The following is a 7,386-nucleotide window of genomic DNA, read 5'->3' as shown; positions in this document are numbered from 1 at the left end:
ATGTCTTGCTGACGGATTTGAATCTGCCCGGGGACTCTGGAATCGAGTTGGCAACGCGCAGTTGCCGCGTATCCCCATCTGCACCTGGCGTTCGCGTCGGGAGACGAGCTGCCAATCGGCTTTTCATGGAAGAGACTGAGTAAGCCTTATGCGGTTGGCGAACTCAGCAACGCCCTTCGGGGTTGAAGCGGGTCTCAATCCGGTGCAAACCAACACCTGGGCGTGCCACTTATCTCCGTCACGGGATCGCGACTGAAACGAGGACTGCGCTACCTGGTGCTGTCGAAAGTATCGTTACATCGCTCATTTCGGCCTTGTGCCGCGTACGCTTTTGCTCAACTCAGAAATGATTTCCGATGCCGCACGAATAACGTGTTTCGGATCAAAACCGGCACGGGTCATTTCACGATAAAACGCTTTGGCAACGATGCGCACAACCCGGTCGGGATCCTCGGCTGATGCCATGACGAGTCCTTGAACGTTCTTGCGGGCCGCCTGGGTCAATGCAACATCGGTGAAGTACAACTCGGCTGCTTTTTGCGCCTGGGCCGCCTTGACTGCTTTGGATACAAGGCGTACGAGTGCCGAGAACAAGTTCAGATCCGCCGAACCGAAACGATTTCCGTCGAGCGGTCCATCCACGTGCACGACGCCGATGATCTTCCGCTCTCGCAAGACGGGAGAAGACATTGTTTCGTTGGAACCCGTAATCTTGCGAAGGCTCGGCGAGATCTCGCGCACCTTGTTCTGCGTCAAAACATCCCGCATCCCGGTAGAGCGATACTGGGCTTCTCCGTATTCGCAATCGGCCACGTCGGCCCATCGGCTTGCGGGAGTATACCCAAAGATTGCGGTGGCAAGCCGACCTTCATCGACGTCCTGCTCTTCGCGGAAAATTGTGATGACGCACCGCCTCGCGTTGAGCGCCTCAGCGACTATTTCAGCGAGTTCGGTGAGATGAGCTTGCGGAACGCCAACCGTGTCTTTCGGGTCAGCGCCGAACGAGGCATCGTCTGATTCCGGCATTGTGCTCCCTTCGAAAGATGATCAAGATTGCCATGCATTCGACGAACAGATTCGCGCGTAGGACCCAATTGCAGGCGTGAAAACGTGGATGGAGTATATATCAGCAGGTGGCGGGAACGCCTCGCAAGGTCACGCATGCGAGTCAATAGAAAAGCACTGACGCCGATGCTTCTTGTTCATTGACCTTCCCAGGCACGAGATCGAAATTCCCCTCATCGCAGCAGTGCTGCGATGAGGGGAAGAAGACACCAAGACGGCAAGTCGTATGCGCAACTTTTCATCGAGCCGATCCTGTTGAGCGTTTTTCCATCGGCCCATAATCAAGGTCTGCGGGCCGTTTCAAGCACACCCAGTTGGGGACAATTGCCGGAAGCGTTGTAGCGGTTTGCTTGCTGTTCATCTCGTCGCCAACAAAGACCGCTAAGGCAAGCGAGCGCCGACCGCGCGAGGACTCTCACGAGTCGGTTGTCTCGTGTCCGGGTTACCTCGGCGCCGGGTGTGTTCGAGGGAGCGCGTCGGAAGAGGTAGCGATCGCATTCGATGCTCGCTAGTTTTAGACCTGTCGTGACGGACAATCAAGCTACGTCGTCTGCATACGAAGTTACGGGCGCCGAATAGGCCGTACTGGATTCGAACCAGTGACCAACGGATTAAAAATCCTCTGCTCTACCAACTGAGCTAACGGCCCGAAAGGGGGAGTGCGGCAGATGCCGGCGTCTCGAAGGGCTCGCAGCGCTGAGGCGCAGCACCGTTAACCAGACGCCGGCAAAGACAAAGCGCACCGCCTGTTAAAGCTTGGACCCTTAGCGGATTTCGATTTTGCGCACGGCAGATGTGGATACTTCGGTCTTCGGTAGCACCAGCGTGAGCAAGCCGTTATCGAACTTGGCATCGATATTGTCCACATCGACGCCGTCCGGCAGCGGTATGCGTCGCATGAATGCGCCATGCGCATGTTCGAGCCGATAGCAGCCGTCTTCCTCTGTTCGCTTGTCCTGTTTCTTCTCGCCCCGGATGACCAAGGCTCCCGCCTCGACCGAAGTCTGAATGCCTTCCCGGCTCATACCGGGCAGTGCAGCGCTTATGCGCAGGGCTTTGCCGTCATCGACCACGTCGATACGAGGCTGGAACCGGGGCGAGCTGAAATCGCCGAACCATCTGTACAGTTCGCCAAAAAGTGGCTCCTGAAAAAACTCGTTCATCACGCGCCACGGATCAGTCAGGAAACGGCGAGATAGATCAGTCCATTCCAGCGGCCGGCGTTGCTGACCGATCGGGTTGTCGGATGGCGTGGGCGCACTTCGTGAGTTATCCTACGCAGGAATTTAAATGGATTCCAGTTCTTGAGTTCCGTGTTCATGGTCAAAATCTCCCAATGAGTTTCTGAAACCTTCGGGCACTCGCACAAATGGCGAAGCATCCTCGTTCGCTACGGCCGGCCCGGGGCGTGGACGCGTCTCGCCACAGAATCCCGCGTTGATCGCCTTCACCGCATAGTCGAAAGCCTCGCGCTGCGCCTCAGCCGCGCTCGCCCACCGCTGAGCAAGCCGTGGCAAATGCCAGTCGACGACGTTCACACCATCACGGTCGATCCGTACGAGAGCGATGAAGCTGTCTCTGTCAGCACGGCGCGTGGTCATGTCCCGAACGGGAATGGCGCGAATGTTAACCGAATGCCTGTTCCATAATTCATGTATTTCGTCTTGCATCGTAAGGCTCCGCTTCGCATGCACGGAGGCAGCGCCAGCGGCGCTGCTTCTGTGCCGGATTTTCGACGCGGCGTTTTAGCCAGCTGTGACTTCGATGTGCCGCGGGCGTGCCTCGTCGCGCCGGGGGATCACAAGCTTGAGTACCCCATCACGCAACTGCGCGTCGATACGGGATGCATCAAAGTCAGCGCTCAATGCAAAGGTCCGGAAAAAATGCGGCTGGGTAATCTCTGCATGCTGCAACCGCAGCCCTGGTGGCGTGGGCACGATCGCTTCAGCTTTGATGACCAGGGTGTCGTCCTGGACCTTGATATCGAGTTTTTCCACGGTAACGCCAGGAAGATCCACGAATACAGTAATGCCGTGATTGTTCTCGAGCACATCGACAGCGGGTGTCAACGTCAAGCGGCGCGTTGTAGCGGCTTGACCGCCTCGTGTTGTCGCGACCGCCGTGCTGGATTCGGCCGGCCGTTCAGCAGGTTGGATAGCTTGGTTCATGATGTTCTCCTGATTGCGTGCGACGGTTACTGGACAGCGATGGCGCGCGGCTTCGACGCTTGCGATCGGCCCACGCTGATGGCTAAGCATCCATTGGCGTAACGGGCCTGCACCTTGTCGGGGTCGGCATGTTGAGGAAGCTCGATAGCACGCCTGAAGGTACCCGCAAAGCGTTCCTGCGCATACGTACGGACCTCGCCGCCATCGTCGAGCTCAGTGGGCTTACGCTCTCCACTGATTGTGAGCAATCCCTTTTCGATCGAGACGTCGATGTGGGCCGGGGGTCGAGCCCCGGCGCAAAGGCGACGACCTCGATGGAATCGTCGGTGCTACCCACGTTGATAGGCGGAAAGGCTCCGACCCGGGCCGAGCGGAGACTCGATGGAAACCCGCCAAAGAGGCTCTCGATCTGTCGTTGCAAACGGTCAAATTCACCGAAGAGGTCGGTATTGGGGTAGCGGCTGCTCATGGTTTGATTCCTTGAAAAGGAGGCGAACGGGGCTACGCGCTCCGGTTCGCCTGCCATGGATTAAACGTCCCTGACACACAAATCGAAACACGCAGCGCGCATAAAACCTTGCATCGCGCGACTGCCTGAGCGAAATTCAAAATAGGTGCTTTTTCGAAAATTTCAAGGCCTGTTTCGCTGCGCTGGACACGTCATAAAATATAGGCTTGTGGCAGTGACTTCGAGCGCAGTGTCCGCGGGATTGTTCTCATAGATGGGAGTGCTCACATGGATCTTTTTCCAACGATTTCAGCCCAGTCGAAAGTGGTGGGAAAGCCGCTATACGCCGTGACGGTGACGGTTGCGGCGCGCGTCAATACGCCGGTGTTATTGCTGCTGCATTGGCATGGCTTTCATCGCGCGACGCCCCTGCGGCTTCCCGGTATTCCGATCCCGACGCGAGCGGTGCCGGGATCGGCGATCCAGATCAACGAGCAGTGGCAGGCTTTCGAGAGTATCGATCAAGCCTTGCTCGATGCCGCCTGGCAACTCGGCGCGTGGGACCTTGAGCGGCTACAGCGCCGCTCTTGCAACGAGATCGGGGCGTCGGCGCACGAGGCGTTGGCCTGTCGTCAGGCCTTCGGCGATTACGCCGACGATCGCAGCGGGCAAGCGCATTTGGTGGAGGAGGCGCCGGACCGTAAAGGAGTGATGCCGCTCGGCGCGGCCAAGGGCTATTTGCGCTGGACATTCCGGCCCGTCAAGGGAGGGCTCTGGCGCGAAGCAGCGAGTGATGACGGCACACTGGAGGCAGATGGCGGCCGGCAACTGCCCTGCTCTGCCCGATAACAGCATCCCCGTTAAGGGACGCGCCGGTGTCCCGCAACGTCTATCGTCTGGGCCGGTCCGAGCGAGTCATCCTGCTCTGATATATTTTGTAACATATTTGTTTCAGAGCAGATCTTGAAGCCGATTACGGCAGACCCTTTCGCCAGTTGTACTGGTACGGCTGCGACTATCCGCGACCCCTTCGGTCCTCATCGCAGCCGGATTCCCTTTTTCGTGATCTGTTATCGCTCAGGAGATGGAAGATGAAAATTCGTCCCCTTTACGACCGGGTTATCGTCAAGCGGATCGAGCAGCAACGCACGACGGCTTCCGGCATCGTGATTCCCGACTCGGCTGCGGAAAAGCCCGAGCAGGGTGAGGTCATTGCGGTGGGCAGCGGCAAGCTGCTGCAAGATGGCTCGCAACGGCCGCTCCAGTTGAAAGTGGGTGACCAGGTACTTTTCGGCAGGTATGCGGGGCAGACCGTCAAGGTCGATGATGACGAGCTGCTCGTCATGCGCGAGGAAGACGTGATGGGTATCCTCGAGCACGGCCAGGACGCGGTCAAGAAAGTAGCTTGATTTTTCTCCCAACGACTTTCGCAGGAGCAAAGCCATGAGTGCAAAGGACGTCCAATTCCACAACAGCGCCCGCAGCCGTATCGTCAAAGGTGTGAACGTTCTGACCGATGCGGTAAAAGTCACGCTCGGTCCGAAGGGCCGCAACGTGCTGATCGAGCGCAGTTTCGGTGCGCCCACGGTCACCAAGGATGGCGTGTCGGTGGCAAAGGAAATCGAACTGAAGGACCGGTTTGAAAACATGGGGGCGCAGGTGGTCAAGCAGGTCGCCTCAAAGACTGCAGATGTCGCTGGCGATGGCACCACGACCGCCACCGTGCTGGCCCAATCGATCGTTCAGGAAGGCATGAAACATGTCGCGGCCGGCATGAATCCGATGGATCTCAAGCGTGGTATCGACCGGGCGGTGAGCACCGTGCTTGACGAATTGCAGAAGTTCTCGAAGCCGATCAGGACCAGCAAGGAAATCGCACAGGTCGGATCGATCTCGGCGAACTCGGATGGAACGATCGGAAAGATTATCGCGGACGCCATGGAGAAGGTGGGCAAGGAAGGCGTCATCACGGTCGAGGACGGTAAGTCACTCGAGAATGAACTGGATGTGGTGGAAGGCATGCAGTTCGATCGCGGCTACTTGAGCCCTTACTTTATCAACGCCCCCGACAAGCAGGTCGCCTATCTCGATGATCCGCTAATCCTGCTTTACGACAAGAAGATCTCCAGTATTCGCGAACTGTTGCCGATCCTCGAAGCGTCAGCCAAGGCCAGCAAGCCGCTGTTGATTATCGCCGAGGATATTGAAGGCGAGGCGCTGACGACACTCGTCGTGAATTCGATGCGCGGCATCCTGAAGGTGGCTGCGGTCAAGGCGCCAGGCTTTGGCGACCGCCGCAAGGCCATGCTCGAAGACATTGCGACTCTCACGGGAGCGACCATCGTTTCCGATGAAACCGGCAAGCAGTTGGAGAAGGCGACGCTGGAAGATCTCGGCAGCGCCAAGCGTGTCGAAGTGCAGAAGGACAACTCCATTATCATCAACGGCGCTGGCGACAAAGTGGCTATCGACGCGCGGGTGAAGGCGATTCGGGTCCAGATCGAACAGGCCACGAGCGACTATGACCGCGAGAAGCTGCAGGAGCGTGTAGCGAAGCTGGCAGGCGGCGTGGCCGTCATCAAGGTGGGGGCAGCGACCGAAGTCGAGATGAAGGAAAAGAAGGACCGCGTCGACGACGCACTGCACGCAACGCGTGCAGCAGTTGAAGAGGGCATCGTGCCCGGCGGTGGCGTGGCGCTCTTGCGGGCCCGTCCGGCGGTGGCGGAACTGAAGGGGGTGAACCCCGATCAGGATGCCGGCATCAAGATCGTGCTGCGCGCGCTCGAAGCGCCGTTGCGCGTGATTGCCGCCAACGCCGGCGACGAACCATCGGTCGTGATCTCGAAGGTGCTGGCCGGCAATGGCAACTTTGGCTATAACGCGGCCACGGGAGAATATGGTGACCTGGTTGAGATCGGTGTCGTGGATCCGACTAAGGTCACTCGTACCGCGTTGCAAAATGCTGCCTCTATTGCGGGTCTGATTCTCACGACAGACGCGACCGTGGCCGAGGCGCCGAAGGAAGAGGTGAAAGTGCCAGCAGCCGCTCCGGAGCTCGACTACTAACGCTTAAGTTCGGAGCAGCGACAAGGCATCTTTTGGGTGATCGATGCGACTCCCGCGCTCTTGCCGGGCGCGGGAGCCGTGCCTAAAGATGGACACATAGCTGAACGGGCTCCCACTGGAGGCAGAGCATGAAACTGGACCTGACGATCGACACCCGATCGCTGAGTGTCGAACTTGATGACGTAATCGTCGGCTTGCTGGCGGTGCGTCTCGGCTTACTCTCGGAAGGTGAGGCGTTACGTGAGGCGGTTTCCCGCCATCTGAGCGATGTCGGAGGACCGTGGATGTTGGACGAGAACCATATGCGCAAGCGGATTCTGCGTCGCCTGATTTTAGAGATAGCCGATCCCGCATTAGTACTTCGTTATCTCATGATTGAACAGCCGCAGTGAACGGGGATCGACAGGGTGCATAGCACTTCATCGAAGTGGGCTATACAGCGTGGCGTGTCTTACTGGCGAGACGCTTTCCTATCAGCCACGCTCATCTTGCCGCTGCAAGGACCGTAACCCGAGTGGTGGCCGGAGCACCGCGCCGACTGCATTAGCCGCGCGATGAAAGCTGAAGGCGCGACCGTGAGCCTCGGAGCTCACTGCCTGTATCAAGATTGCACCGCGCAGCGTGTTGCCAAACCATGAT

6 protein-coding genes, 1 tRNA gene and 3 pseudogenes are annotated in these 7,386 nt (G+C 58.3%); 4 read left to right on the top strand and 6 right to left on the bottom strand.

Annotated elements, in window-relative coordinates:
• Nucleotides 1-303: 303 nt before the first annotated feature.
• The 6 genes and pseudogenes from HB376_RS32165 to HB376_RS32140 form a co-directional block, all read right to left on the bottom strand.
• Complete coding sequence (locus HB376_RS32165) at nt 304-1,026, bottom strand: GAF domain-containing protein (protein WP_213767697.1); 723 nt, start codon at nt 1,024-1,026, stop codon at nt 304-306.
• A gap of 615 nt (nt 1,027-1,641) precedes the next feature.
• Nucleotides 1,642-1,714 (bottom strand) — tRNA-Lys (locus HB376_RS32160).
• Between the two features lie 115 nt (nt 1,715-1,829).
• Nucleotides 1,830-2,386: pseudogene (locus HB376_RS32155) on the bottom strand (Hsp20/alpha crystallin family protein).
• Nucleotides 2,352-2,735, bottom strand: a complete 384-nt coding sequence (locus HB376_RS41390; protein ID WP_255631673.1) for a DUF6566 family protein — start codon at nt 2,733-2,735, stop codon at nt 2,352-2,354. Before HB376_RS41390 ends, HB376_RS32155 begins: the two are co-directional and overlap by 35 nt.
• Nucleotides 2,736-2,810: 75 nt before the next feature.
• A complete protein-coding gene (locus HB376_RS32145; RefSeq protein ID WP_213767696.1) occupies nt 2,811-3,233 on the bottom strand; it encodes an Hsp20/alpha crystallin family protein in 423 nt (140 codons plus the stop codon).
• 26 nt (nt 3,234-3,259) lie between these two features.
• Nucleotides 3,260-3,702: pseudogene (locus HB376_RS32140) on the bottom strand (Hsp20/alpha crystallin family protein).
• A 267-nt stretch (nt 3,703-3,969) separates the two neighbouring features.
• On the opposite strand from HB376_RS32140, the pseudogene HB376_RS32135 reads away from it, so the two are divergent.
• The 4 genes and pseudogenes from HB376_RS32135 (at nt 3,970) to HB376_RS32120 (ending at nt 7,139) form a co-directional block, all read left to right on the top strand.
• Nucleotides 3,970-4,610: pseudogene (locus HB376_RS32135) on the top strand (diguanylate cyclase).
• A gap of 162 nt (nt 4,611-4,772) precedes the next feature.
• Nucleotides 4,773-5,090, top strand: a complete 318-nt coding sequence (locus HB376_RS32130; protein WP_213767695.1) for a co-chaperone GroES — start codon at nt 4,773-4,775, stop codon at nt 5,088-5,090.
• 34 nt (nt 5,091-5,124) lie between these two features.
• Nucleotides 5,125-6,747 (top strand): chaperonin GroEL, encoded by a 1,623-nt coding sequence (gene groL, locus HB376_RS32125; protein WP_213767694.1) that lies wholly within the window; start codon nt 5,125-5,127, stop codon nt 6,745-6,747.
• Nucleotides 6,748-6,875: 128 nt separating this feature from the next.
• On the top strand, nt 6,876-7,139 hold the full coding sequence (locus tag HB376_RS32120) for a hypothetical protein (RefSeq protein WP_213767693.1): 264 nt from the start codon (nt 6,876-6,878) through the stop codon (nt 7,137-7,139).
• Nucleotides 7,140-7,386: the final 247 nt, after the last annotated feature.

Source organism: Caballeronia sp. dw_19 (assembly GCF_018449515.1).
Classification (GTDB): domain Bacteria; phylum Pseudomonadota; class Gammaproteobacteria; order Burkholderiales; family Burkholderiaceae; genus Caballeronia.
The sequence above is the reverse complement of the archived record's forward strand: the minus strand, read 5'-3'. Positions and strand labels throughout refer to the sequence as shown.

Excerpts from the sequence above, each read along its gene's own strand:
- HB376_RS32165 (WP_213767697.1), bottom strand. The coding sequence starts at position 1,026 with ATGCCGGAATCAGACGATGCCTCGTTCGGCGCTGACCCGAAAGACACG.
- HB376_RS41390 (WP_255631673.1), bottom strand. The coding sequence starts at position 2,735 with ATGCAAGACGAAATACATGAATTATGGAACAGGCATTCGGTTAACATT.
- HB376_RS32145 (WP_213767696.1), bottom strand. The coding sequence starts at position 3,233 with ATGAACCAAGCTATCCAACCTGCTGAACGGCCGGCCGAATCCAGCACG.
- HB376_RS32130 (WP_213767695.1), top strand. The coding sequence starts at position 4,773 with ATGAAAATTCGTCCCCTTTACGACCGGGTTATCGTCAAGCGGATCGAG.
- groL (WP_213767694.1), top strand. The coding sequence starts at position 5,125 with ATGAGTGCAAAGGACGTCCAATTCCACAACAGCGCCCGCAGCCGTATC.
- HB376_RS32120 (WP_213767693.1), top strand. The coding sequence starts at position 6,876 with ATGAAACTGGACCTGACGATCGACACCCGATCGCTGAGTGTCGAACTT.